Below are 24,001 nucleotides of genomic sequence, written 5' to 3'. Positions count from 1 at the left end.
ATCTCAAGGCGCACGGCTCCTTCGCGCGCCCCGATTGAGTGTCCCCGGACCCGCTCGCAGAATCGCCGACACCGTGGAAGTGGAACTGGCGGGACGGGCGGGGCCCGGCATTGAGGAGCACGCGGATCAGGTGGCCGAGGCCGCCTGTCTGCTCGCGGGACGACGTGCTCGCCGGGATCAGCCCGGAAGCCGCCGAAGTGCCGCCGAAGTGCCGCCGCGGTGGCGGCAAGGTCTGCGCCAGGCCGAGCTACCAGACCCCGAGCCGTCTGTGCCCTGGCTTGGGTGCACCGGGGCGACGGCTGTGAGCGTGGTGTGGAAGGCGGATCTCATCCTCGTCCATGTCCGCCGCCGTCGAGCAGCAGTATCGCCGGATCACGGCGCAAGACCCCGTCACCGAACGCAGGGTTCAAGATTCCCGAGAGCCACCTCGCAGGGCTCCAGCCGCGCGGGGCGGTGATCTGGCTCCGCAGCCTCCGCCCCAGCGTTTCCTGCCCGGACTGTGCGCTTCCGTCAAGTCATGTGCACAGCTGCTACGAGCGCCGACTGGCCGACACTCCGGTCGGTGACCAACCGGTGCTGATCGAACTGACCGTGCGGCGGCTGTACTGCGATAACGACCAGTGCGGGCGTCGTACGTTCGTCGAGCAGGTCACGGGGCTGACGTCAGGTACGGGAGACGGACTCCTGCTTCGCGCCGTCTCCTGGCGGTCATTGCGATTGCTCTCGCCGGCCGGGCCGGGGCCCGTCTTGCTGCTGCCCTGCAGACGCGGGTGAGCCGGGCAACACTCCTACGGGCGATCATGGCCATGCCTGACCCGCTCTGGGCCGTTCCCAAGGTGCTGGGCGTCGACGACTTCGCCACTCGCCGCGGACACCACTACGGCACCGTTCTCATCGACTGCGAGACCCGCCAACCTCTCGACCTGTTGCCCGGCCGCGACGCCTCGACCCTCGCCAGCTGGCTACGCGAACACCCCGGCGCTGAGATCATCTGCCGTGACCGAGCCGGCTCCTACGCCGATGGCGCTCGCACAGGCGCCCCGAACGCGGTCCAGGTGGCCGACCGGTTCCACCTCTGGCAGAACCTCGGCACCGCCGCCGAAGCCACCGTCCGACTCCACAGCAACTGCCTCAAGACGGCTGTCACCAGCCCTGATAGCCCGGCGAGCGAAGGCGACAGCACGGGTGCGACGAAGGCGATGTCGCCGATCGAGGCCCGCATCCGAGAGCGGCACGCGACCATCCATGCCTTGTTAGCCCGGGGACACGGCATCCGGGAGATCGCCAGAGAACTGCACATGGGCGGCAACACCGTCCGCCGCAACGCCCGCGCAGCAGCCCCCGAACAGTTGCTGAGCGGACGGCATCAGCCCCGCCCCAGCCAGCTCGACCCCTATAAGGCCCACCTGGACAAACGCTGGGCCGAAGGACACACCAACGCCATTCAGCTGCATACCGAGCTCCAAGCCCGCGGTTACCGCGGCAGCTACCAGATCATCAGCGGCTATCTGCGGCCCAGGCGCCGGCGCCGCATACGCGCCGTCCAACCCGCACCACCGGGAATCCGGCGGGTCACCGGCTGGACGATGCGACACCCCGAGCGCCTGAGCGACGAGGAACGTGAGCAGTTTGCCGCGATCCTTGCCCATTGCCCGGAGCTGAAGGCCCTTCACACGCACGTCCGCGGTTTCGCGGAGATCCTGCAAACCCGCTCCGGCCAGCACCTCAAGGACTGGATTACCACCACCCGCACCGCGGACCTGCCCCGGCTGCACGCGTTCGCGACCGGTCTGGAGAAGGACTGGGAAGCTGTCGTCCAGGGCCTGAGTACCCGCTGGAACTCCGGCCCTGTCGAGGGCCGCGTCAACCACATCAAGATGATCAAACGCCAGATGTGCGGCCGGGCCAAGCTCCCCCTGCTCCGCAAACGCGTCCTCCTCACTGCGGCACAAGGCGGCCACCGCCACCAAGCGGGTGTCGCTCTTGATAGAACTGCTTCATGAGTTCGAACGACGACCCGATTGCGCAGGTCGAGCACCACTTCGGAGTCCACTTTCCGCAGGACTACCGGGACTTCCTGGGCACCACCGGGAGTCTGAGTCAGTTCGTTCCTCCCGCTGAAGACTTCCTGGTGATCGACGCACTGGCCGAACTCATCGGCATCAATGAGGCTGGCGAGTTCCAGAAGCGCTTCCCCGGCGCCGTCGTCATCGGTGGGGACGGAAGCCGCGAACTGCTTGTCTATGACTTTCGCCAGGACACCCCGCCTCTGGTGACACTCGATGTCTCCGCGGAGAACTGGTCATCCGCCATCCATCAGGCAACCTCCCTCTCCGCCTTCCTAGAGCAGTTCCCTCAAACTGGCTGGAAGTGGGACGACACCGATTCCCCGCTCTCCTGACCAGTTCCCTCACGGAATGTGTGCCAGAACCTCCCAGAGATCGACAAAGCCAACGAGGCGACCGTGCTGGTCGCGGCCATCAACGAGTGGCTGTGACCAAGCGGCTCAAGTGCGGGAGCACACCTCGAAGGTCGTCGTCCTCGACCACAACCGTCGCAGCCGTCCGCGCGTGCTTCGAGGCGTTGAATGCCACGGCCACCCCTACCGAGGCAAACAGCGGCAGGTCGGAACGACTGTCTCCCACTGCCCCGCACGAGAGGGGGTCCAGCCCCAGCTCTCGCGCCTGCGTCAGGGCGAAGTCCCGCTTGTCGTACTCGTCGAAGTGGCGGGCCACGCGCCCCGTGAACCGGCCTCCTGCGGTCTCCAGCCGAGGTCCGCTGAACGAATGGAAGCCGAAGCGGTCGGTCAGGTAGCTGCCGACCGGGGACCAAGCCAGGGTCGCCAGGACAGGCACCAGCCTGTTGCTCCAGCACCAGGCCACGGTCTCCGAAATGCCCGAGACCAGGGGAAGCCCGTCGAGCCAGCCGAGGACCTGCCCCTCGGGCACGCCTGCCCAGCCCGCCGCATCCAGCTCCGAGACTTGTCGATTGTCCAGGGTGCCTGAGGCGTACCCGCCCTCCGCCTCTGCCAACTCGTCGCGATGTCCGAGGAAGCCGGCCAGGAAGACCGACGAACTTGTCCGCGGGACGAGAGTGCCATCGACGTCGAAGAACACGGCACCTGCATGATCAGATGAGAGCACTGACCAAGGATGCCATCACCATGTGCCGCATCAGATCACCGCGTGCGTCCGGGCAATTCTGAAACGCGCCCTAGGACGCTTCCTCTCGGCAGATCCAGGTCATGGGTGGCGCGGGACTGCATGGTTGCGGTGACGGACGGCGCGTCCGTAGCCGCGTCGGCGCCAGGCGGGGTTGGTGGCGACGGAGTGGATCTCGTCGTGGCGTCTTCATCGAGCACCGTTCGTCCTCCCCTCGGGAGCGGTCCGTTCGTACGGCGCGGCGGACCAGGGTCGGCGAGCGCCGGGGAGCCGTCGGCGGGTGAGGGCGGGAAGCTGCAGGATCTGATGGAGCGGGATACCCCGCTCGGCCCATGAGCACAGCCGTTCACGGTCGGTCCAGCCCACGGCGTGCCGCTCTCCCCACTCCCTGGCGTCGCGGGTGAAACCGCCGTTCGTCACGACCGTCGCCGCGTTCGCCCGGTGTGCGGGGCCTGCTGTCCCCTTCACCTGGTACATCACCTGGGATCCGACCTTCGCGGCGACCTTGGTGTGCTTGGCCTGGACTACGAGGCGTCCGTACGCGGGGTGGTCGGCGATGACGTCGGCGGCCTGATCGCCCTGCTGCCCGACCTGCCGGGCCGACCAGCCGTCCCGGATCAGCAAGTCCCGGAGCGCGAACTCGAACTGCCGGTCGTCCATAGCGTCGAGCTCCGCCAGGGTGAACCGCAGGACCGACAGACGCCGTGCTCGCGCCGCGTGCTCGCGCGTGGCCGCCACAGCCCGCCAGACGCCGGCCGCGAGTCCCAGTAGGGCGAGCACAGCCACGATGGGCCACCACCGCACCAGCACCTCGCCCACCCATACGAGCAACCGCACCACCAAGGAGGCCACCGCTGCGACGACCAGGGCCGCTGCCCCGTACTCGACCGCGCCGCGCGGTCGACGGATCGCCAACCGCCGCCGCCCCATCAGCGGCCCGCCGACGGCGTCGCCGTCACCCCCGGCGTGGCGGGCTGTGCCGGCGCAGCCCCCTCGAATCCGACGAACTGCGCCCACAGCACCACCACGGCGCCGATGCCGCCGATCAGCCACGGGCTCATCTTCTTCGCGGACCGACGGGTCGGATTCCGGCGGATGTGGCCTCGCACCCGGTGATAGCCCTCAGGCGTCATGAACTGTCCCCTCCCGACATGAGGGCCGCACCGACGCGAACCCTCCTGACATGGATGTAGCAGCGGCCACCGACACTGAGTCGGGGGAACCGCACCGCGATCACTCCGAACCAGCCACCCCCGTGAACGCCCTCCCCGTAGCGGCCGAACGTGCGGTGAATGGCCGGGTGACCACGGAGAACCGATCGCCGACCCGGCCGAGTGCGCACCGCCCGGGCACCGCACGAAAGCCGGAGAAACCCCTGGTCGCAGCAGTCTGCTCGGTGAAGTGAAGTTGGCGAGAAAGACATGGGGGCACGCTCCCCGCGTACGCGCGTGTGCGCCCCCACGCGCCGCCGACCGGACGCAGCGCCGGGCTGTCGGGCACGGGTTCCCGACCGCGCGAAGGAGGGACTGCCATCGGCCGCTCGGCCGTCAACCTCCTCTCGGCGGCGTTCTCGTGGTGTCCGGCTCGACCGCGGACCACGGGGTCGTCGCCCCTCGCGTTGTCGGTGGTCACCGCTTTCCGGTGCCCGACCATGTCGAGAGGAGAGTGGAGAGGGCTGTCAGGGCTCGTGCGGCCTCGGGACCGTCGCCCCGGGCCCCTGGGGCGAGTTCGGCATGGATGAATGTCGCGTCGTGGCGCTTCGCCGTCTTTCCCTGGACGTTCGTGGTTCCTTCCAGGGGGCACCGGTCGGCCCATCCCCGGCAGACGCGGAGGTCGCGGCCCTCCATGAGCTCGGCCAGCTCGGCGGCCTCCTCGGGTGCCGTCTGTGCGGCGCCGGTGGAGAGGATGGCGTCGTAGGGACGGTCCGGCGTTCTCGCGAAACCGTGCAGCTGCAAGCCCGGAATGCCGCGTTTCTGTAGTTCCGAGACGATCGCATGGAAAACGCTGTCGGTGCGGTGCGCGACATCTGCCGCGTCTCCTCGGCCGGCGGTGCGATGAGCGCCGGCGAGGACCAGTGCGCCACCGGGTGTGCCCTCCAGGAGCCGGGCTCCGAGGGATTCGGTGCCGCGGTCGGCGACCGGGTGCGGTACCTGCACGCTCCAGCGGACACCGGCGTCGGCGTTGACGTACAGCCGTCCCCACCGCGCCTCGGCGCCCGGCTCCCGAGCGGCGACCTCGTCGTAGCGCCTGCCGGAGGCGGTGTCCGTGAGTCCCGTCACCCGGAAGCCGGCGTCGCCGAGGAGCTTCTCGGCTTCCGCGCGGTCGCCGTCCAGAAGGTGGCCGACGCCGCGCGCCAGGCGTTCTCGTCGGGTGTCGTCGGGGGGCGTGTACCCGGTCCGGGCCTCGGACTGCCGGGCGTATTCGAGGATCCGGTCGCCGAGGTCCACGAGCTCGCGGGTCCGCGGTCGCCCGGTATCCGCGTCGTCGCTCGGTACCGCCTGGCATCCGAGAAGCGTCAGCGCGACACCCATGACGGCAAGGATGAGGAGGGAATGTGATGATCCCGTGATCGCCTGTGCGAAGTTGATCTTGGAACGCGTGGGAAGATCGGCCGGTGACATTCTGTGATTCTCTCCGCATGGTTCGTGTGCTGACAGGGGTGGCAGTCCTCGCCGTTCTCACCGTCGGCTGCGCGTCGACCCCCGCTGAGACACAGAGCAAGCCGGGCGGGCGCACATTCACCGTCGCCGCCGCGGGAGATGTTCTCATCCATCCGGAGCTGGTGGAGCAGGCTGCCAAGGACGCGAAGACCTCCGGCAAGGGGAGCGCGGGGCTGGACTTCGGCCCGCTGATGGCCGGCGTGCAACCGGTCATCAGCAAGGCTGACCTGGCCATATGTCATATGGAGACCCCTGTCGGCAAGCCCAGGGGCCCCTTCGAGGGTTACCCGGAGTTCCTGGTGCCGCCGCAGATCCTCACGACCTTGAAGGACGTGGGCTACGACACCTGCTCGACCGCGTCGAACCACACCTACGATCACGGGCTCAAGGCCGTCCGCCGCACTCTGGACACCATGGACCGGGTCGGGCTCGGCCACAGCGGCTCGGCACGTACCCCTGAGGAAGCGGACGAGATCAATGTCCGCGACGTCAAGGGCGTGAAGGTGGCCCACCTGTCCTTCTCGTGGGAGTCGTTCCTCAACCCGACACCCGAGAAGGAGCGCTGGGCGTTCAACCGGATCGGCACGGACGCGATCAAGAAGGCCGAGGCGCGGGCGCGGAAGCAGGGGGCCGAGGTGGTGATCCTCTCGGTCCACTGGGGCCTGGAGCACTACAACGAGCCGAGCATCCCGCAACTGCAGCTCGCCGAGCGGATCACCGAGGAGACCGGGATCGATCTCGTGATCGGGCACCACGCCCACGTGGTGCAGCCGATCCAGAAGGTGAACGGCACCTGGGTCGCCTACAGCCTGGGCAACCAGGTCGCCCGGCACTCGTCGCCCACGGGACTCACCGAGGAGGGGGCCATCGGCTGGTTCGAGTTCCGGGAGACGGAGTCCGGATGGGACGTCGCCGCCCGCTACCGCACCACGCTGGTGGACATCCCGCCCGAGATCGAACCGGGTGAGAAGCTCCCCGAAGACGCCGTCGAGGACCACCGGCTCGTCGACGTGCGGCAGATGATCGACAGCCCGGGCGACCTGTCCGCGGATCGACTCGCACGGTACCGCCTCGCCGCGGACCGGACCCGTGGCTACCTCTTCAACAGGGGGGCGCCGGGGGGCGACGGTCTGGCCGAGCTCTCCCTCAAGGACTGAGCCGTCACACAGCCCGTCTCGTGCGCTCGTCGGGCTGTCGGGGCCGCCAGGCCGCCGGGCTGTCGGGCCGCGGCCAGGGCCCGCGGCAGCAGCGTTCGTGTCAGAAGCGTTCGTGTCAGCGGTCTCGCCTCTCCCGTGCACCGCGTCCGTAGCAGTCAGGAAAGAACACCAGTGACATCGAGTAAAGCCGCCTACTCCATGCGAGGAGGACGGAGGCGCAGCCGCAGGCGCGCGGACATGCCGCTTCTCGGCGGCATCCGCCCGCCCATCGTGGTGCTCTGCGTGCTGATCCTCGCCCTGGCCGGTCTGACGGCGAAGGTACTGGGTCCCGGCGAGGACATGGTCGCGCCGAAGGCGGTGCTGTCCTCGCAGCAGTACTTCGCGGAGGACGGCGCCATCGCCCTGCGCGCCTCGATCGACGAACGCGTCACGGACCTGGAGCGCACCGCCACGGCGCTGAGCGCGGGTCGACCGGTGAAGCCCGCACACATCCTGACGGACCTGGGCCGGACGTACCAGAAGTGGACCGGCACCACCGTGCTGGACCTGGAGAGCGGAGAGGTGCTGGCCGCGCGGGGGGAGTCGATTCCCCTGGCCTGGCTGGACAAGGACGTCCTCACCGGCGAACTGGCACTGACACCCCGGATGGTGCGGCTGGAGACCGGGGACGTACGCCTGATGACCATGGCGGTACTCGACTGGAAGGACCGGCCGCAGCAGCTGCTGATCGCGTCCAGCGGTCTGTCCGTGCCCGCCATCAACCTCGGCCCGTTCCGCACCATGGCGGTGGTGGCCGAGGACGGCGAGGTCCTCGGCACAGCCGGCTTCGAGCGGGCCGAGGCGCTCAACTCCGATCAGGAGCGCCAGGAGCTCGTCTTCCTCCAGAAGCAGATGAGTCTGCTCTCCGACCGGGCGGCAGCGCGGACCGAGCAGCATCCGGTCCGTGCCAAGGAGCCCGGATCGCGGGGCTACCCCGGCGTCAGCGGGTCGCTCGTCGGCGGCGAGTACAACGGCCGTGTGGCCACCGCGGGGTACGCCTCGCTCGCCTCCTCCAACCCCGAGGAGAAGCAGAGCGTGGCCGCCGGTCTGGGACTGACGGTCGTGGCACTGCTCCCCGTGGTCCAGGAGCAGACAGGCGAGCAGGGCCGTGAGCTGTACGGTCTGGCCGCGGCCGGCGTCCTCGTCCTGCTCGGGCTGCTCGCGGTGTGCGTGCTCTGGGTGACCGTGCAGCGGCCGCTGCTGCGGTTGTTCCTGGAGTCGCGCCGGCTCGCCCGGGGCGATCTGATGCGACCCGTCACGGTGCCCCGCTGGGGAGAACCCGCCCGGATCGGCGCCGCCCTGGAGCGCCTGCGACGGCAACTGGGCGGCACCGGTGCTGCCGGCGGAAACGGTGACGGTGACGGCGGCGTTGACGGTGGCCTTGGCGCTTCCGGCGCCGCGCTCCGCGGAAGGATCCGGGTCGGAGGACGCGGACCGCTCGCGCTGACAGCCGCGCTGCTGCTCGTGTGGTGTGTGCCCGTCGGACTTCTGCTGAATCGAACGGACGGGTCCGTCAGCGTTCCGACCACCATGGTCAACGACCAGCGGGACCGAACGGACCTGATCGCCGACCGGCTCCGCCGGGCGCTCAACGAGGCGCAGGCGGATCTCGTCTCCACCTCCCGTCTCATCGATGCGGACGAGGGCAAGGGCGAGAACGAGGGCGAGGGCGAGGGCGAGAACGAGGGCGAGGGCGAGGGCAAGAACGGGGGCGACGGCGAGGGCACCACCGGCCGTGTTCTCCAGGAGGCGCTGGAGAAGCACACCCGCTACCAGGCCCTGTACCTCGTGGACGCCGACGGCGAGGTCCGTGCCCGTGCGGGAGCGGAACCCCATGCGTGGAGCCGCGGCGAGGGGCTGCCCCTGGTCCGGGTCTCCGGCAAGGGCGGCAAGGAGCCGGTGATCCAGGCAGGAGCCCCCGCCCCGGGGCGTGAGGGCAGCACCCTGGTCGGTGAGATCCGGGTGGAGTTCCTCAACTCGCTGCTGGCCAGGCCCGGCCTCGGAGAGGTCCGCGTACTGGACTCCGCCGGCCTGACCATCGCCGCCAGCGACGGATTCCTGGCCTTCGAGGAGCTGGACCGCGAAGCCCTGACCGACCTCGTACGGGCGGCCGGTGTCCGGGTCGGTGCGGGCCCGGTCGAGAACGGCCTGCTCATCCGGGAGGGGGACAGCGTCACCGTCGCGGCGGCGGCCCCCTTCTCCGGGGGCGGTGTCACGGCCGACATCGGCTGGACGGTCGTCAGCTGGCAGGACGCCGAGCGCTTCCAGATCGCCCCGTACGAGCGCGAGGACCGCAGCGTGCTCGCCGGAATGCTCGGACTGGCCGCGATCATCCTCTGCCTCGGCTGGATCTACCTGGTCGTCGTACGACCGCTGCGAGCGCTCGCCGCCGGCGCCGAGAAGCTCGCGGACGGCGACCTCAAGACCGTGCTGTACCCGCGGTACCAGGACGAGGTGGGCGCCGTCGTCCGCAGCCTCGAACTCCTGCGCCAGCAGGCGCAGGCCCACAGACACAACCAGGCACGCCGCCCCGCGGAGCCCGGGCCCAGCGTCGGCGGAAGGTGACAAGGCCGTGCTCTACCTCTACTTCGTCCTGCTGACCGGCGGGGTGTTCCTGCTGATCGCGGGCATCATCGAACAGCGCAGGCACTACGCGGCCCTGCACGTCATCCCCACCCGGGTGCTCGTCAACGGCATCCGCGGCAAGTCCTCCATCACCCGGCTGTGCGCGGGAGCCCTGCGCGGTGGAGGTCTCGTCACGGTCGCGAAGACGACGGGGACGGCCGCGCGCTTCATCCACCCCGACGCGACCGAGGAGCCGGTCTACCGCAAGTTCGGCATCGCCAACGTGGTGGAGCAGATCGGCATCGTGCGCCGGGCCGCCACCTACCGGCCCCATGCCCTCGTCATCGAGTGCATGGCCGTCATGCCGGCGCTGCAGGAGGTGAACCAGAGCAAGCTGATCCGCTCCACCATCGGCGTCCTGTGCAACGTCCGCGAGGACCACCTCGCCGAGATGGGCCCCACCCTGGACGACGTGGCCCGGTCCCTGTGCCGCTCGATGCCGGAGAACGGCATCTGCGTGACCGCCGAGAAGGAACGGTTCCACATCCTGCGGGAGGAGGCGGACGCCCGTAACTGTCAGCTCGTCTACGCCGACCCCGAGACGGTCACCGACGCGGAGCTCCGCGGCTTCAGCTGGTTCACCTTCAAGGAGAACGTCGCCATCGCCCTGGCCGTGGCGGAGCTCCTCGGCGTCGAACGACAGGTCGCCCTCCAGGGTATGTACGACGCGCCCCCGGACCCGGGCGTCCTGTCCGTGGAACGCTACGTGACACCCGAGAACAGGCGCCTCGCCTTCGCCAACGTCTTCGCGGCGAACGACCCCGAGTCGACGCTGATGAACGTCAACCAGCTGCTCGACCTGGGGGCCGTCAACCGCCCGCTGAACGTGGTGATCAACTGCCGGCCCGACCGCGTCGAACGCAACGGGCAGATGGGCGAGATCATCCCGGACCTGCAGCCGGACAACGTCTTCGTCATCGGACACCCCGCGAAGAGCGCCATCGACGCCATCCCCGCCGAGTGGCGGGACAGGGCGGTCGACCTGGGCGGCGAGCGGCTGTCCGCCGAGGAGTTCATGCCGGCCATGCTCGGCCGGATGCCCGACGGCTCCTCGCTCGTCGCCATCGGCAACATCCACGGCCAGGGCGAGGAGCTGCTGGAGTACCTCGCCGGGCTCCCGGAGGACGAGAGCGGTACCGAAAGCGGTCCGGGCGAGCCCTTCGACGTCCCTGCCGCGCAGCCCGCGCGCCTCGACCCCTACGCCTCGTACCCCTTGGCCCATGAGGAGCGGTACCAGGCCTCCCAGACCCAGGAGATCCCCCTGGTACGGATCCCGACCCAGGTGGTCAAGGGCCGTCCCGATCCGGAGCCGTTCCCCGCGTGGCAGGGCTCCCAGGACACGCGGAGCAGGCCCGGGAACGAGGAGACCTACGGGTGGTTCCAGCCCCCTGCCCACGAGGGCGAACGACCGCCTCCCCACTCCTGACCCCGCCGGCCGCGGCCGCTGCCGACCTCCCGCCTCACCACCCGTACACGCGCCCGGAGCCCCCGTTGACCACCGCCGCCCTGACCCCCGAGATGGCCGCCCTGGGCATCGCCATAGGCCTGCTCTTCTCCCTGCTGTGCTATCTCACGACCAACCTTTCCCCCGGCGGAATGATCACGCCGGGCTGGATCGCCCTGACCCTCATCGAGGACCTCCAGCGGGCCGCCATGGTCGTGGGCGTCACGGCCCTGACCTACGCGGGCACCAAGCTCATGCAGCGGCTGGTGATCCTCTACGGCAAGAGGCTGTTCGCCGCCGTGGTCCTCCTGGGCGTGCTGCTCCAGGCCACCGTGATGATCGTTCTGTCGATCGAGTTCCCGCTGCTGTACGGCAACCAGACCCTCGGCTTCATCGTCCCCGGCCTCATCGCCTACCAGCTGGTCCGCCAGCCCAAGGGGCCCACCCTGCTGGCGACGGCCTCCGTCTCCCTCATGGCCTACATCGTCGTCGCCGCCGGCCTGCTGCTCGGCATCATGCCCGCCGCCTGAGAATCGAGGAACAACCATGACAGGGAAGAAGAAGTCGCGCCCGCTCGTCTCGGGCCTCGTCGTCCTCGGGCTCGTCGCGACCTCGGGGTACCTCACCCTGGAACTGCGCAAGCAGGAGGAACAGGGCGTCACCGAGGTGCGGAACGTCGGCGTGCTCAACGGGACCCGTGGACAGAGCGGCAAGCCCGAGGACACCTCGGAGGACCGGTGGTCCCGCCTGGAGAACCCGGCCCGCAGCGTGCTCAGGGGAGCCGACGGCCAGGTCAAGGCGGTCCTGACCGACGGAGCGCGCACCGCGAAACTGACCGGCCCGGCACGGACCTTCGCCGAGCCCACCGCCACGGCGTCCAAGGTCTCCACCACGGACTGGGTACGCCTCATACCCGAACCCTGGTCCAAGGGCGCGGAGAAGCAGAAGTGGTTCAAGGACTGGTACGCGGAGTACGCCGACAGCAAGGAGGACGACCTCTTCGCCTTCGCCTTCCAGTACGTGGCCGGCGCGCCACAGCGCAAGGACGGGCAGGGCGTCGTCGTCGCGGGCGACGCGAACTTCGGCCCGCTGAACACCGCCGGAACCGAGGGCGGCGACCTGCGCCTGGAACAGTCCGACTTCTATGACTACCTGGGCACCGCGTACTCCTTCCGGGACGGTTCCGTCGGCACACCGGAGGCCGTGCGCGCCCGGTCCCTGGACTGCTCGGGCTTCATCCGCATGGTGCTGGGCTTCCGCGCGCGCTACCCGCTGATGTCGTCGGACAAGACCGGTGACGGACTGCCGCGCACGGCCAACGGCATGGCACGCTCCCGGCAGGGCGTGAACGTCCTGCCCCTGACCGGCGTTGCGGCGAAGGACCGCCCCTCGACCATCGACGAGCTGCAGCCGGGCGACCTCGTCTTCTTCAAGCTCGACACCCGGACCGGCGAGCGCCTGGACCACGTGGGCATGGTCCTCGGCTACGACACGCAGGGCCACCTGATCTTCGTGTCCAGCCGCGAGGAGGTGAACGGCCCGACCATCGGAGACGTCGGGGGCGTCTCACGACTCGACGGCAACGGCTACTACGCCAAGACCCTGCGCAGCGCCAAGCGCCTGTGACGCGGCGACGAACGGCGCGGTGTGTCAGATCGAGAGCGTCTCGCGGGCAAGCCTCGCGGGCGCCGGGCCGGCGTTGACGGCGGGGCGGCTGCCTCCTGCTCAGTCTTCGAAGACGAGGTCTTCGGAGGGGTGGGTCATCCGCACCTTGCTGTCCAGGACTTCGACCACCAGGTCGAGGCCGGTGGTGGGCTGGCCGGTGGACAGGATCCAGAACACCCGGGAGACCGCTCTCACTGTTCTCTCGCCCCGCCCCATCGTTCTTCCTTACCGACAGTGCCTTCTCTCACGGCGACAGCCGGGGGAATTTCCCGGGTCATGCGCCCGAGCGTTCCGTGGTACGGATTGCGCTGGAAGTCGGGAAACCGTTCGCCGATGCGACTCAGCGAATCGACGGAGAACCGGTAGGCGGAGTGCAGGAATTCAGTCGTTCCACATGACCCTGGAACGGGATCCCACGACCGCAGGACCGCCAGGTTCTCGCCCGACGGAACGAATTCGATCAGAAGGCTGCTCTCGGTGAAACTGATACGGCCGGACTGCCCGTTTCCGACCGCTCGTGCCGCCAGCAGCACACAGTGGACGAAGTCGAGCAGCGGAACCTGCAGGGTCTCGGCTTCGAACCCTTCTGCGGCGATGGATACTTCGGCCTCGAAATAGGCGTATCGCAGGTTCATCTCACTCGTTGCCGCCAGATCGGCTGCCTGCTTCTTCGAAGGCTCCCTGATGGAATCGCGAGCGAACTCCAGGAGAAACATCGCTTGGTGAACCCTTCGATCGTGCGGCCGATGCGCCATCCGCCCGCCGGCGGGACGCGTCGGCGTGGTGGTGGTGCTCCGGACTCCCGTCCGGGTTCGTCCAATGCGCGTGGATGGCGAATCCGGTGGGTACCGTCCGGCGGCCACTGTAGCGAGGGGTCACCAAGCAGTAGACGTCCTGTCCCGCCTGCGCGGCCGCGGCGAAGTCCATCTCGTACGTGGCCATGCTGTTGTCGCCCCGCTGGGACCCGAGCTGCTTCGCCGGGGTCGGCCGGCCCAGCCGACCCCGGCGAACCGGCTCACCTGGACTGCGTGGAGACGCTCACACCGCTGAAGTCCTGCGCGGCGGCGAGGCTGAAGTAGACCCAGCCGGACGGCGGGTTGTCGATCGTCAGGGCCTCGCTGTTGCCGGCGTTGGTGGACTTCGCCTGGTAGCCGCTGGTGGTGGCCCAGCTGCTGCCGCCGTAGTACAGGTCGGCGTTGCCGGTGCCGCCGCTGCTGGTGATGGTCAGCTGCTTGACGCCGGCCGGCAGGTACACGAAGTGGTAGCTGTAGTTGCCGGTAGCGGCCGCGAGATTGTCCCGGCGGCAGTTCTTGTCGAACTGACGGGGGTCGCTGAGGGTGCAGAGCGGGGTGGACGAGGCCTCCGGCAGGGGGCCGCAGTCGTCGGTCGCGCAGGCGGTCGTCAGCCAGGTGGCGAAGCCGGCGTCGTACCTGGTGCCGATGGTCTGCTTCAGGAAGGTGCGGGCGCCGTTCCAGTCACCGGTGCGGTACTTGGTGAGCACGGTCTCGACGTCGGCGGGGTGCGCCTGGAGCAGGTAGCGGACCGCGAGGAAGCCCCAACGGTAGACCCGGTTCGAGTTGACCTCGGGGTCCTCCTCCTGGCCGTAGACGGTGTCGAACAGGTCGCTGAGCTTGTAGGTCTTCTTGCCGGCCTCGCCGATCGCGTCGGCGTTGCGCTCGCCCCGGTAGCCGTACGAGATGTTCTCGGCGATGCCCTCGACCCACCAGATGGTCGGAGTGGTCATGCCCGCCTCGAAGTCGCCGTACATGTTGTAGCGGCCGTCGAGGTAGTGGGTGTACTCGTGGTTGAGGTTCCAGATCTGGAAGTCCGGGCGCAGCCAGTGGGCCTCGTGGGCGATGAAGCGGGCCTGGTTGCCGGCGGCGGCCGGGTTGCCCTCCTCGTACATGCCGCCGTTGTCGACGTCGATGTTGTAGATGGCCCAGGCGTACAGCGAGTACTGGGTGTAGTCGTCGAAGACGACGACCTCGAGGTTGGTGTTCACGTCACCGGGGATCGCGCCCTTGTCGCCGATGACCCGGTGGAAGTAGGCGTCCTGGTTGACCAGGCTGGTGCAGGTGCCGGCCAGCTGTGCGGGGGACATGTCCTGGGCGCGGATCTTCAGGTCCGGGGTGCACGTGTGCTGGATCGGCAGGATCGCCGGGAGCACGCGGTCGCCGAGGTCGCAGATGGCGTAGGCCGCGCAGTTGTTCCTGTCGTACTGGCGCGTGTACCAGCCCAGGTTCATGGTGATCGGCGCGGTGGGGCCGACGTTCGGGTAGCGGTTGATCAGGTCCTTCAGCAGCGGCCGGAGCCGGTCCTTGAGCTCGGGGACGTCGAGGGCGTAGCCGAGGTAGCGGCCGACGTTGCTGACGACGTCCAGGCGGTTCAGCTGCGCGCTGTTGCGCGTGATGAAGCCGGCCCAGGTGTCGAGGATGGTGGGGTCGGCCTTGAGGGCGGCCCGCCAGCCGCGGTCGTCGTCCTTGGCCTTGAAGCCGTTCTCGACGACCCACTCGACGTGCTGCATGGCGAGGTTCATCTGGCCGGGCCAGGTGCCGTCGTAGCTTCCGAGCATCCACTTGACGACGCCGGCGTACCGGCCGGCCGCGTGGGTGCTGTCGATCAGCGTGACGACCTCGTTGAGGATCTCGCCGTTGGCGTCGGTGACGTCCTTGCTGCGCGGAGCGGCGAAGAACGCGTCCAGCGCGCCGAGCGCCGCGCTGTCCAGCGTCGTGCCGTAGTCGCCGACGACGTCCGCGTTGTTGTCCTGCACGTAGTAGCCGGCGCGCAGGAACAGCACCAGCTGGCCGATGTCGGCGCTGTTGCTGCCCGAGTACGTGGCGGAGGCGTCGCGCAGCGCCTTGGCGACGGTCACCATCTGGGGTTCGCGGAAGGCCTTACGCGCGTCCTCCCCGGTGAGGCCGAACAGCGGGTAGGTACAGGTGATCTGGGGGAGGGACTTGAGCTGCTGGACCAACGCGCTGCCCGTGGCGTTGATCACGCCGGAGAGGTCACCGCACTCGTCCCCGGCGGCGGCCGAGGACTGCTGGCCGGGCTTGGCGGGCTTGACGGGCTTGACCGGTTTGACGGTCGGGGCGGGTGCCGGGGCGGACTCCTCGGCATTGTCCTGTGAGGAGATCCGGAAGCGGGAGCCGTTGCTCATCGCATCGGGCGACTTGGGGACCGGGATCGACCGCGGCGCCGAGGCCGCGGTTCCACGTGCGTTCGCACTGGACGGGGTCGTGGCGCCGACGGAGGCGGCCTGGCTCTGTGGTGCGAACAGGCCGAGCGTAATGAAGACGGCTGCGCCGAGCGCAGGAAGTCTGCGCGCGTTGGCCTTCGATATCCGGAAGGGATGCATCTGTGGGGGCCTCCGGGGCCGTTGTGGCCGCGTGCTGTGGACGCGGGCAGCTGATGTGTGACGTGTAAAATTTCACATGTCGCATCGCACAGGAAGTCTTTCGGTCAGATTGGCCTGCTTCCGCAACTGAAACGTTGTCAACTGCCGACCCTGGATCTCCGTTGCCGACCCTGGATCTCCGCCAACCACCCGCACCGGGCGGGAACGGGCAGGACGCTCATGCGGTGGTGGGCCGTCACCGCCACCCAGGCATTCCTCACCTACGGCGACTCGACCCAGACGTACGGGAGTCGTGACGACAAGGGGCCGGCCCCAGTGAGGGCCGGCCCCTTGTCGGTGTCCGGAGAGAGCGGGTGCGGGACTAGAAGCCCTTCACCACCCAGTCCTGGACGTCAGGGGTGGGGCTGCCTTGGGTCCACAGGGTCAGCCAGACGCCGTTGCCCAGGGAGTTGCCCTTCGGCGTGATGGCCTTGCCATAGGCGTTGACGGCGCTGCCGTCGGCCGAAGGCGAGAACCTCTGGACGTCGCTCGACGGGTTGCACGTCCACAGCGTCAGCAGCGCGCCGTTGGTGTTCGCCCCGTTGGCCTCGGGGGTGATGCACTTGCCGCTCGCCTTGTGGACGATCAGGCCGTTCTCGTACTTCCACCGCTGGCCGTCCGACCCCGTGCAGGTCCACACCGTGATCGGGGTGCCGTTGGCGGTGCCGTTGCCCTGGGGCGTCGCGCACACGGAGCCCGCCACGTGGAAGTTGGTGAGCCAGCTCCAGCCGTCGACGGGCTTGCCGGCGTCGGGCTCGATGTTGAACACGACCCTGCGTGGTCCGCTGGAGTCCACCAGCGCCTCGTTGGCGCCCCAGAGCCGCTTGGCGAGGGGGTCCCAGGACAGGCCTTGGGTCAGCTGAGGTGCCTGGGTGAGGACGTGCGGTGCCTCGCCGGGCTTGGCCACGTGGATGCAGGAGTAGAGATCGGTGCCGCCCGGCCAGTACGTGGGGCAGGTGCCGCTCATGTAGTAGCTGGTGCCGTCCGTTGCCGTGCCCTGGATGCCCCACACGGGTGAGGTGTAGCCCGTGGGCTCCGAGGCGACCGTGGTGGGAAGGCCGGTGCCGAGGGCGGAGAGCGGCCAGCGGACGATACGGGCGCCCGCGCCGCTCCTGTTCTCCACCGAGACCAGGGCCGGCGTCGCACCGGAACGGTCGATGCTCAGACTGCTCAGGCACAGCTCGTTGTTGACGGACGGACCGCAGGCGCGGGGGCTGTTGTTGAGCCAGGCCGAAGCGGCGTTGTCCACCGCGGCGGTGCTGACGGTGCTGTAGCGGGCGACGAGCGGCATCGCCCAGAGGTGGAAGCGGGCGGAGGTCTTGCCCGCGTCCAGGCGGGTGAAGGCGCTCGTGGTGTCGTTCATGCGCCACATGCGCGTCAGGTCGAAGACCTGGAGTTCCGCGCCGTTGGCGACGAACAGCCGGTTCCCGTACCAGGCGACGCCGTCCGAGTGCGAGGTGTACTCGAGCGGCTTGAAGTTTCCGTTGACCGGCTCCACGAGCGCGATGTGCCCGTACTTGACCTGGCCGCCGGCCGACTCCGCGATCGTGACCCTCGCGTAGTCCTCGACGGTCTTCGGGGTGCGGCTCTCGACGTACGTGCCGTGGTACCAGGAGGTGGCGGTGAGGGAGCGGCCCGCATACAGCCCGTCGGCGGTGGCGGCATGCGAACCTGCGAAGCCCTGCGGCATCCACCCACCGGCACCGTCCGCGTAGTTGGACCGGTCGTCCTCGTCGTCCCAACAAAACCCGTCGGGCTTGAGGGCGCCGTTCAGCGCGGTGGCGTGGCACAGTCCCGGACGCCCCGTGCGGGTGCCCAGGACGTCGGTGACGGACGCCTTGGCGACTCCGGCGGCCTCGGCGGAGTCGATGAGGCCCGTCTTGTCCCCGTCCACGCGGGTGAGCTTGAAATTCGCGGCGAACGGGTCCAGGCCCGAGGCGGCCTGGGCGGGTTGGGCGGGAAGCAGGACGGAGGCAGCCACGGCCGCACCGAGCGTGAGCTGGGCGAGGCGGCTTCTTCGTCCGAACATGAGTTTCATTCGGGCAGGCTAATCGCGGCCGGCTCCTCATGATCATCTTCTTCACCAGGTCTTCACGCAGGTCACAGAGTCGCCCCAGGTGTCGGCGCGGAGGGGGACGGCCGGGCGAAAGCGTCATGCCGGCGTCGAAACCTGGGGCCTGCTCCCGACCGTCCGGGTCGCCGCAGCCGGCGCTTCCGGCGTTGTCGGCGGCCTCCGCGTGCTCGCGAACACCGCCGCAGGACACCCGGGTCGACGGCGGGGGTTCAGCGCGAGCGGGAGGACGCCCCTGTCGGACGGGACGTCCGCCTCGTCGAGCATCGGGCGCTGCGGACTCGGGCCAGGGGGAGGGCGTGACCGGAGCCGGGATCGGGATCGGGCATGCGGGCACTCCGGTGAGGCGACCGGGCGGTGGGGGAGGCGACGGTGCGGTCAGCGGGCGCTGCCCTCGGGGGCCTGGCAGGGCACGCCCTCGCGGGCGATCGACTGCAGCAGTTCCGCAATCCGGCGCTCCCGCACCAGGCTCCACTGCCGACGCAGGCCGTCGGGGAGGCTGTCGACGACGCCCGGCGCGAAGCTGCCGACGAGGTGGGCGGCGCGGTCGACGAAGCACTCCCGGAAGGTGTCGTCGCCGTCGGGGATCACGCGCAGGAGGTCGACGAGGTCGTCGGTGAGCACGGACCGGTCGTACCGGTCCTTGTACGCGGCCCAGCGGCCGTCCTCCGCGGTGGCGAGGAAGCCGCTCACGTGCGCGCATCCGGCGACCCGGTCCGCCGCGCCGCGGGCCTCGGTGAGCCGCTGGCTGATGGACCCGACCCGTACACGCCAGATGTAGACGTGCTCGTGCACGACGTCGACGGAGTCGGCGAGGAAGTGCGCGGGGATGGTGAGGGGGGAGTCCTCGCAGAGCATGCCCTCGGGGAACGCCAGGCGGCGCCGGTCCCAGAAGGACCTGCGGAAGACCTTGTTCCAGGCCATGCGGTCGGTCAGCAGCGACATGTCGTCGGTGATGTGGGCGCCGACCCTGGTGCCGAGGAATCCGGCGTACTGCCACGCCTGGCTGACGGCGCCGTCCGCCAGACGCTGCACGTTGCCGGTGGCGAAGTCCGATCCGCTGCGCTCCAGCAGGTCGATCGGCTTGACGTAGGCCTCGGGCGTGACGATGTCGTCGCTGTTCGCGAACGCGAGGTACGGGGTCGGGGAGCTCGCTTCGACGCCGAGGTTGCGGGCGCGGCCGATGCCGCCGTGCGTCACCTCCAGGACCCGGATCCGGCGGTCGTCGGCGGCGATCCTGTGCGCGAGGTCGGCGCTGCCGTCGGTCGAACCGTCGTCCACGACCACGATCTCGATGTCCGTGAGGGACTGGTTCTGCAGCGAGGCGAGGCACTCCTCGAGGTAGGGGCGGGCGTTGAAGACGGGCACGACGACGCTCAGTACGGGATGCATGGTCCTCCTTCTGTCCAGGGGCGGCGGGCCGCGGCGGCGGACTGCCGGTGCGGCGCGTCGAGTTCGGCCGCGACGGGTCGGAGCGCGGCGCTGTGTCCGGGGCGGCTTCCGGCGTAGGCCAGCTGGGCCCGCAGGTGTCCGGGGATGGTGCTGGTGTCCCACCACGTGCCGTCGACGGCCTGGCCGTAGGGCCTCCACTGGTCCGCAGACGACGAAGGCCCGCGCGCGGGTGGCGTCGACGCCGTACGCGGTGACATGGGCGGCGACGTAGTGCTCGACCGCCGGCCTGCCGACGCCGTAGGGGTAGAACGGGCCGGACCTCGTCCTCCTCCCGGCGCCGGGCGCCGTGTCGGGCTTGCCGTAGACCATCGCGGACGACAGGTAGAGCAGCCGGGCGCCCGGGTTCCCGCGGACGGCCTCCAGGACGTCGAGGCCGACCAGGGCGTGGAGGTCGACCAGGGCGTTGGAGTCGAAGTCGTACCGGGGTTCGCGACCGAGGCGGTGCCGCTCGGATTGCCGGCGAGGTGGAAGACCACGTCCACGTCGGCCAGCGCGGCGGCGGCCCGCTCCGGGTCGCGCAGGTCCGCGGCGACAGTCTCGACGCCGGGGCGGGGCCCGCCGATCCGGTTGTCGACACTCCGCGCGGCCAGGCCGTCGGTGAGCAGGCGGGTGATCAGGTTCCGTCCGACGAAGCCGGCGCCGCCGGTCACGGCGGCACGCGTCCAGACATGACCTTGGTCGGCGCGGTCATCGGTGTCACGCGTCCGTGCCTCCGTTGCCCGCGGCTCTGCCGGACGTGTCGTTGCTGTCCGTGAGGCTGCCGAGCGGGCCGCTGCTGTCCGTGGCGCTGCCGTTCGCGCCTCCGCCGTACGCGGCTCCGCCGTATGTGCCTCCGCCGTACGTGCCGGAGGCGGCGCGCCAGTTCTGGTAGAGCGCGAGGGCCGCCAGGCTGGCGGCGTCCACGAGCCCGCCGGCGGCGACGAGAGCGCGGAACTCGTCGACGGTGAAATGCCGGTGGACCATGTCCGACTCGGTGGCCTCGCGATGCGGGGTGCCCGGCACGAGTTCCTCGGCGACGAAGACGTGCATCCCCTGGTTGGACATCCCGGGGGCGATCTCCAGTCGTCCGAGCGGGTGCAGGCGGCCCGCCGACAGTCCGGTCTCCTCGGCGAGTTCGGCGCGGGCGAGCGCGGTGGCGTCCCCTGAGCCGCCTTCCGGCCAGCTGCCCTGGGGGAAGGACCAACGCCGCCCGCCCACCGGGTAGCGGAACTCCTCGACGAGCCAGAAGCCGGTCGCGCTGCGCGGGACGATCAGCGCGAAGTCGGGCTTGTCGACGTAGGCGTACAGTCCGGGCACGCCCGAGGCGTGCACGATGGTGTCCTGCAGCAGGCGCATCCACGGATTCGTGTAGACGACGGTGCCGCCGGTGCGTCGTGTCATGAGTTCATCCCCCTGTCCACCGCGAGTACCTGACCCGTGATGTGTACGGCCGCAGGACTGAGCAGGAAGGCCACGGCGGCGGCGATCGCCGAGGGATCCTGGAAGACGCCGGTGGGGATGCGCAGCCGGGTGCGCGCCTCGAACTCCGAGAGGGACTCGCCGTGTTGCGCGGCCTGCCGCTGGAAGTCCTCGCGGAGCTTGTCCGTGGGGACGATCCCCGGGGCCACCGCGTTCATCGGTGCGACGGCGGCGAGTTCCACTGCCGGGGCGCGCACCAGTCCGTCGATCGCGGCCTGCGACGCCAGGAAGGGGCCCTGGCCGCCGGGGTCGAGGACGGTCACGTCGACCACCTGGACCTCCGACGACAGCATGCCCTTACGGGCCAGCGACCCCCAGGCGTCGGCCGCGTGTGGGTCGTTTGCGTGTGGGTCGTCCGCGCGGCGCGTCGGTGTGATGATCACGGCGCGGCCACGCCTTCCACGGCCGAGCGCACCCGCAGGAACGCGCACGGGCTCTCGGCCGTCAGCAGCGCGGATTCGCCCAGGGTGAGGGCGACGCCGGTCTCCGCGGCGACGGAGTGCGTCGTGCCGGAGGCCGTCAGCATCGCGGAGCCGCTGACCAGGTAGCCGAAGACCTCGCATCCGGTGGCGTCCAGGGCGAGGGTGTCGCCGGCGCCGAGGCGTTCGATCGTGGCGTCGACCGGGGGCGCGGCGCCGTGCTGCGCGAGGTCGACGCGGCCGGCCTCGGACGGGTCGACGGGTTGCAGGCGGGGGTGCACAGTGAGGGCCTTTCGTGTGGGTGTGGGTGTGGGTGTGGGAGTGGACGCGGGCGCAGGCGTGGGTGTGGGCGCGGGGTCGAGGTTCGGGGCGGGCACTTCGACGGCCAGCCAGTTGTCCGGCCGCGGCATTGGCGGAGGCGTAGCCCGCGAGGGTCTCCATCGGGATCCGGGCGGCGCGCGGGCCCACCAGGACGATGCTTCCGCGCCCCGCCTCGATCATGGCGGGCACGGCTCGGCGTACCGCGCGGACGAAGCCGAGATACGTGACCTCGAACAGGTCCTGCAGGTCGGCGGTGTCGAGCTCCCGCGAGCGGCCGACGGTGGCGGTGTTCGGCGGGCAGTAGACGAGCCCGCTCGGGGCCCCGTGGGCGTCGAGCAGTGCGTCCATGGCCTGGTCGAAGCCGGCGGGGTCCGTGACGTCGGCGCGGCCGTACGCGGACTCCGCGCCGAGGGGCGGCTCCGACCGGGCCAGCCCGGTCACGGCCCGTCCAGCCCGGGCGAGGTCCTGGGCGAGGTCCTGGGCAAGGGCGAACCCGAAACCGGAGCTCGCACCGACGACCCAGACGGGTCCGGGTTCGTGGGGCGCGGAGTCCGGCATGGGGTAGGGCTCCTGCACGGGGTGGGTTCTCACGATGTCTCGGCGGAACGCGCGTACGATCCGGCCGTTGTCGGCCGCCTCGCGGCCCACGGTGAATGCGGCCTGGGCCGTCTTCCGGGCCGCGCGGCCGAGGTGCGCGGCGGTCTCCCGGTCGTCGAGGAGCGACCCGACGAGGCCGGTGAACTCCTCGCCGTCGCCAGGGTTCTTCAGCGGCAGTCCGGTCTGTCCGGAGGTGATCTGGCGGGGGATCCCGCCGACGGGCCGCGCCTTGAACAGCGTCTCGGTGGCGGTCAGCCCGAAAGCCTCCTGGACCGACCGTTGGACGACGATGTCGGCGCGGCGCTGCGGGGCGTTCACGAGGAGGCTGTTGCCGTGGTCGTCCGCGAGCGGTGTGCACAGCGGGTGGACGCGTCGCCGCAGACGGGGCGGCAGTTCGTGGCGCAGCGCGATCACCTCGTCGAGCACCGCGCCCGCTTCGGGGTCGCCGGCCACGCCGGACGGCGCGGGTCCGCACAGCACAAGCTGTGCGCGGTCGGGAAGGGCGGAGCGGACGAACGCCCGCGGGACGCCGGCCGTGTCCTTCAGCGGATCCCGTCGGGAGACTTGAAGGAGGACGGGACCGTCGTGGACCGGGCCGTCCGAGAACACGTCGAAGCCCGGTCGTCGTGACCCGCCGGACCCGTCGCCCAGTCCGGCCCATGCCAGGATCTCGGAGATCTCGGGGGCGCTCACCGGACGGTTCGTTCCGGAAGCCGTGCCGCATTGCGTTCGGCGAAGGCGAGATAGGTCATGTGTTCGTCGGGGTTGGGAAGTCCGCAGCGATCCACTCCGTGGATGCGGAGATGTAAGCGATTGGCGGCGTTGAAGACGACTGGGGCGGAATCGGTCACGAAGCGTCGATGCTCGGTTTCGGAATTCTTGCTGTGCCGAACGAGCGCATGCAATACCTCAGAGCCCCCGCCGCCCCTGAGTGTCGTGTTGACGTGCCATATGGGCAAGGGAATCCCCAGATATGGATGGAGTGAGTGGTTCGCCGCCAGGAAGGATTTAAGGGAGGGTGAATCGACGAGCATGTGCGGGAGAGCTCGCGCGAGAGTGCGGGAATTGTTGCCTGCGCGGCTTGCCGGTCATGCCAAGGCGCTGGCTGGCGCGTCGGAAATCCGGTCAGTCTTCGGGGTGGCAGCGCCGGACAGCCGATTCCCGGTCGGTGTTCCGACGATGAGAAGCGATACCGGAGAGGCGTCGAACAGAAGATCGGGAGCGGGCGGCGATTTCCGTAGCCGAGGGAACATGTGCAGGTGAGGAAGGTGATCGAGGCTGGTTTGTACGCTGGTGCACGGTGGTCCTTTCGTCGGCGAACGACGAAAGCTATGTTCACGTAAACACAGGGAACGCGTCAAGCTTAGAGCTTGCTGCCAGCCATTTCTTGCCGCACTGTCGCAAAACATGCGTGCGGGGTAGGTTTCCGTCGGGTTGCCCGCGTGTTTCCGGAATTCCCATGGCAGGCGCGCAGGCCGCGAGCATGATCCGCGCCGCGCCAGGGTGGACGACCGGATCATGCCCAACGGGATGGG

At 69.7% G+C, this 24,001-nt stretch carries 23 protein-coding genes and 3 pseudogenes; 9 read left to right on the top strand and 17 right to left on the bottom strand.

Annotation, left to right across the window (positions count from 1 at the left end):
* Positions 1–219: 219 nt before the first annotated feature.
* From OG361_RS03845 to OG361_RS03835, 3 genes are read left to right on the top strand one after another with little or no spacing between them, the layout of a single operon-like run.
* Complete coding sequence (locus tag OG361_RS03845; RefSeq protein WP_405851850.1) at positions 220–774, top strand: transposase family protein; 555 nt, start codon at positions 220–222, stop codon at positions 772–774.
* Entirely contained in the window at positions 702–2,003 is a 1,302-nt protein-coding gene (locus OG361_RS03840) for an ISL3 family transposase (RefSeq protein WP_405862053.1), read from the top strand. The genes OG361_RS03845 and OG361_RS03840 overlap by 73 nt, the downstream gene beginning before the upstream one ends.
* A complete protein-coding gene (locus OG361_RS03835; RefSeq protein ID WP_384577577.1) occupies positions 2,000–2,401 on the top strand; it encodes an SMI1/KNR4 family protein in 402 nt (133 codons plus the stop codon). Before OG361_RS03840 ends, OG361_RS03835 begins: the two co-directional genes overlap by 4 nt.
* A gap of 79 nt (positions 2,402–2,480) precedes the next feature.
* On the opposite strand, the gene OG361_RS03830 is transcribed toward OG361_RS03835, so the two are convergent.
* The 4 genes from OG361_RS03830 to OG361_RS03815 all read right to left on the bottom strand — a co-directional run bounded on the left by OG361_RS03830 (position 2,481) and on the right by OG361_RS03815 (position 5,692).
* Complete coding sequence (locus tag OG361_RS03830) at positions 2,481–3,116, bottom strand: HAD family hydrolase (RefSeq protein WP_405851849.1); 636 nt, start codon at positions 3,114–3,116, stop codon at positions 2,481–2,483.
* Between the two features lie 234 nt (positions 3,117–3,350).
* Complete coding sequence (locus OG361_RS03825; RefSeq protein WP_405851847.1) at positions 3,351–4,091, bottom strand: restriction endonuclease; 741 nt, start codon at positions 4,089–4,091, stop codon at positions 3,351–3,353.
* Positions 4,091–4,294 carry a hypothetical protein gene (locus OG361_RS03820; RefSeq protein ID WP_405851846.1) on the bottom strand — a complete coding sequence of 68 codons (204 nt, stop codon included), beginning with the start codon at positions 4,292–4,294 and terminating at the stop codon, positions 4,091–4,093. The genes OG361_RS03825 and OG361_RS03820 overlap by 1 nt, the downstream gene beginning before the upstream one ends.
* A 495-nt stretch (positions 4,295–4,789) precedes the next feature.
* Entirely contained in the window at positions 4,790–5,692 is a 903-nt protein-coding gene (locus OG361_RS03815) for a hypothetical protein (protein WP_405851844.1), read from the bottom strand.
* 107 nt (positions 5,693–5,799) lie between these two features.
* On the opposite strand from OG361_RS03815, the gene OG361_RS03810 reads away from it, so the two are divergent.
* The 5 genes from OG361_RS03810 (at position 5,800) to OG361_RS03790 (ending at position 12,712) form a co-directional block, all read left to right on the top strand.
* A complete protein-coding gene (locus OG361_RS03810) occupies positions 5,800–6,978 on the top strand; it encodes a CapA family protein (RefSeq protein WP_405851843.1) in 1,179 nt (392 codons plus the stop codon).
* A 237-nt stretch (positions 6,979–7,215) separates the two neighbouring features.
* Entirely contained in the window at positions 7,216–9,582 is a 2,367-nt protein-coding gene (locus OG361_RS03805) for a HAMP domain-containing protein (RefSeq protein WP_405851841.1), read from the top strand.
* A 7-nt stretch (positions 9,583–9,589) separates the two neighbouring features.
* Entirely contained in the window at positions 9,590–11,068 is a 1,479-nt protein-coding gene (pgsB, locus tag OG361_RS03800; protein ID WP_405851840.1) for a poly-gamma-glutamate synthase PgsB, read from the top strand.
* Positions 11,069–11,133: 65 nt separating this feature from the next.
* Positions 11,134–11,616: a poly-gamma-glutamate biosynthesis protein PgsC/CapC gene (locus OG361_RS03795; RefSeq protein WP_405851839.1), complete on the top strand. Its 483-nt coding sequence runs from the start codon at positions 11,134–11,136 to the stop codon at positions 11,614–11,616.
* Between the two features lie 16 nt (positions 11,617–11,632).
* Positions 11,633–12,712: an NlpC/P60 family protein gene (locus OG361_RS03790; RefSeq protein WP_405851838.1), complete on the top strand. Its 1,080-nt coding sequence runs from the start codon at positions 11,633–11,635 to the stop codon at positions 12,710–12,712.
* A 99-nt stretch (positions 12,713–12,811) separates the two neighbouring features.
* Here OG361_RS03790 and OG361_RS03785 read toward each other — a convergent pair whose 3' ends face one another.
* The 12 genes and pseudogenes from OG361_RS03785 to OG361_RS03730 form a co-directional block, all read right to left on the bottom strand.
* Positions 12,812–12,946: a hypothetical protein gene (locus tag OG361_RS03785; protein ID WP_405851837.1), complete on the bottom strand. Its 135-nt coding sequence runs from the start codon at positions 12,944–12,946 to the stop codon at positions 12,812–12,814.
* Entirely contained in the window at positions 12,943–13,467 is a 525-nt protein-coding gene (locus tag OG361_RS03780) for a hypothetical protein (protein ID WP_405851836.1), read from the bottom strand. Before OG361_RS03780 ends, OG361_RS03785 begins: the two co-directional genes overlap by 4 nt.
* A 299-nt stretch (positions 13,468–13,766) precedes the next feature.
* On the bottom strand, positions 13,767–15,911 hold the full coding sequence (locus tag OG361_RS03775) for a collagenase (RefSeq protein WP_405851835.1): 2,145 nt from the start codon (positions 15,909–15,911) through the stop codon (positions 13,767–13,769).
* 559 nt (positions 15,912–16,470) lie between these two features.
* A complete protein-coding gene (locus OG361_RS03770) occupies positions 16,471–18,186 on the bottom strand; it encodes an RICIN domain-containing protein (RefSeq protein ID WP_405851834.1) in 1,716 nt (571 codons plus the stop codon).
* Positions 18,187–18,597: 411 nt separating this feature from the next.
* Positions 18,598–19,611, bottom strand: coding sequence for a glycosyltransferase family 2 protein (locus tag OG361_RS03765; RefSeq protein ID WP_405851832.1), 1,014 nt, complete (start codon positions 19,609–19,611; stop codon positions 18,598–18,600).
* Complete coding sequence (locus OG361_RS03760) at positions 19,596–19,868, bottom strand: hypothetical protein (RefSeq protein WP_405862722.1); 273 nt, start codon at positions 19,866–19,868, stop codon at positions 19,596–19,598. Before OG361_RS03760 ends, OG361_RS03765 begins: the two co-directional genes overlap by 16 nt.
* A pseudogene (locus OG361_RS03755) lies at positions 19,858–20,034 on the bottom strand (NAD-dependent epimerase/dehydratase family protein); the annotation flags it as partial. The gene OG361_RS03760 and the pseudogene OG361_RS03755, both read right to left, overlap by 11 nt.
* 74 nt (positions 20,035–20,108) lie before the next feature.
* Positions 20,109–20,321: pseudogene (locus OG361_RS03750) on the bottom strand (NAD-dependent epimerase/dehydratase family protein); the annotation flags it as partial.
* A 46-nt stretch (positions 20,322–20,367) separates the two neighbouring features.
* Positions 20,368–21,051 (bottom strand): NUDIX domain-containing protein, encoded by a 684-nt coding sequence (locus OG361_RS03745; RefSeq protein WP_405851831.1) that lies wholly within the window; start codon positions 21,049–21,051, stop codon positions 20,368–20,370.
* Positions 21,048–21,422, bottom strand: coding sequence for an SDR family oxidoreductase (locus OG361_RS03740; RefSeq protein WP_405862051.1), 375 nt, complete (start codon positions 21,420–21,422; stop codon positions 21,048–21,050). Before OG361_RS03740 ends, OG361_RS03745 begins: the two co-directional genes overlap by 4 nt.
* A gap of 86 nt (positions 21,423–21,508) precedes the next feature.
* Positions 21,509–21,829 (bottom strand): hypothetical protein, encoded by a 321-nt coding sequence (locus OG361_RS03735; RefSeq protein ID WP_405862720.1) that lies wholly within the window; start codon positions 21,827–21,829, stop codon positions 21,509–21,511.
* 121 nt (positions 21,830–21,950) lie between these two features.
* Positions 21,951–22,427: pseudogene (locus tag OG361_RS03730) on the bottom strand (SDR family NAD(P)-dependent oxidoreductase); the annotation flags it as partial.
* A gap of 21 nt (positions 22,428–22,448) precedes the next feature.
* Here OG361_RS03730 and OG361_RS03725 point away from each other — a divergent pair.
* A complete protein-coding gene (locus tag OG361_RS03725; RefSeq protein ID WP_405862718.1) occupies positions 22,449–23,096 on the top strand; it encodes a hypothetical protein in 648 nt (215 codons plus the stop codon).
* 59 nt (positions 23,097–23,155) lie between these two features.
* Here the strand turns inward: OG361_RS03725 and OG361_RS03720 are convergent, their stop codons facing one another.
* Positions 23,156–23,500 carry a hypothetical protein gene (locus tag OG361_RS03720; RefSeq protein ID WP_405851830.1) on the bottom strand — a complete coding sequence of 115 codons (345 nt, stop codon included), beginning with the start codon at positions 23,498–23,500 and terminating at the stop codon, positions 23,156–23,158.
* Positions 23,501–24,001 lie beyond the last annotated feature (501 nt).

The sequence above is a fragment of the Streptomyces sp. NBC_00090 genome (genome assembly GCF_045160815.1).
Lineage (GTDB): Bacteria > Actinomycetota > Actinomycetes > Streptomycetales > Streptomycetaceae > Streptomyces.
Note: the sequence above shows the minus strand (reverse complement) of the source record. Positions and strands in the feature narration are given on the sequence as shown.

Coding starts and splice junctions, on each gene's coding strand:
- OG361_RS03780 (WP_405851836.1), bottom strand. CDS start 13,467: ATGTTTCTCCTGGAGTTCGCTCGCGATTCCATCAGGGAGCCTTCGAAG.
- OG361_RS03765 (WP_405851832.1), bottom strand. CDS start 19,611: ATGCATCCCGTACTGAGCGTCGTCGTGCCCGTCTTCAACGCCCGCCCC.
- OG361_RS03805 (WP_405851841.1), top strand. CDS start 7,216: ATGCCGCTTCTCGGCGGCATCCGCCCGCCCATCGTGGTGCTCTGCGTG.
- OG361_RS03835 (WP_384577577.1), top strand. CDS start 2,000: ATGAGTTCGAACGACGACCCGATTGCGCAGGTCGAGCACCACTTCGGA.
- OG361_RS03820 (WP_405851846.1), bottom strand. CDS start 4,294: ATGACGCCTGAGGGCTATCACCGGGTGCGAGGCCACATCCGCCGGAAT.
- OG361_RS03745 (WP_405851831.1), bottom strand. CDS start 21,051: ATGACACGACGCACCGGCGGCACCGTCGTCTACACGAATCCGTGGATG.
- OG361_RS03720 (WP_405851830.1), bottom strand. CDS start 23,500: ATGCTCGTCGATTCACCCTCCCTTAAATCCTTCCTGGCGGCGAACCAC.
- OG361_RS03775 (WP_405851835.1), bottom strand. CDS start 15,911: ATGAGCAACGGCTCCCGCTTCCGGATCTCCTCACAGGACAATGCCGAG.
- OG361_RS03770 (WP_405851834.1), bottom strand. CDS start 18,186: ATGAAACTCATGTTCGGACGAAGAAGCCGCCTCGCCCAGCTCACGCTC.
- OG361_RS03815 (WP_405851844.1), bottom strand. CDS start 5,692: ATGGGTGTCGCGCTGACGCTTCTCGGATGCCAGGCGGTACCGAGCGAC.
- OG361_RS03810 (WP_405851843.1), top strand. CDS start 5,800: ATGGTTCGTGTGCTGACAGGGGTGGCAGTCCTCGCCGTTCTCACCGTC.
- OG361_RS03790 (WP_405851838.1), top strand. CDS start 11,633: ATGACAGGGAAGAAGAAGTCGCGCCCGCTCGTCTCGGGCCTCGTCGTC.
- OG361_RS03825 (WP_405851847.1), bottom strand. CDS start 4,091: ATGGGGCGGCGGCGGTTGGCGATCCGTCGACCGCGCGGCGCGGTCGAG.
- OG361_RS03740 (WP_405862051.1), bottom strand. CDS start 21,422: ATGCTGTCGTCGGAGGTCCAGGTGGTCGACGTGACCGTCCTCGACCCC.
- OG361_RS03760 (WP_405862722.1), bottom strand. CDS start 19,868: ATGTCACCGCGTACGGCGTCGACGCCACCCGCGCGCGGGCCTTCGTCG.